General features: G+C 39.9%; 1 pseudogene. It reads left to right on the top strand.

From position 1 onward, the window contains the following. A pseudogene (locus HUK49_RS11595) lies at nucleotides 1–185 on the top strand (transposase); the annotation flags it as partial. Between the last annotated feature and the right edge of the window lie 103 nt (nucleotides 186–288).

Genomic DNA, 288 nt, shown 5'->3' with positions numbered 1-288 from the left:
AGTAAAGTGGGAGCCCGCATTTATGCCAAACGCAAGGTGGATGTCGAACCTGTATTTGGTAGGATGAAGGGTGTTTTTGGCGTGCGCAGAGTTCATGTCAGAGGACAAAAAGTGGTTGAAACAGAGATAGGATTCCTCCTAATGAGCATGAATCTAACGAAATTGGCTAAGAAAATAGTCCAAGATAATAGAGATAAAAAGAAAAACACAGATAGTTCGGCTGAATTTCATCAAAATCAGCTTGAATCTATCTGTGTTTTTTATTAACTGGCTAGTTTTTGCCCAGCC

It is taken from the genome of Limosilactobacillus portuensis, assembly GCF_014838735.1.
Lineage (GTDB): Bacteria > Bacillota > Bacilli > Lactobacillales > Lactobacillaceae > Limosilactobacillus > Limosilactobacillus portuensis.
Note: the sequence above shows the minus strand (reverse complement) of the source record. Positions and strands in the feature narration are given on the sequence as shown.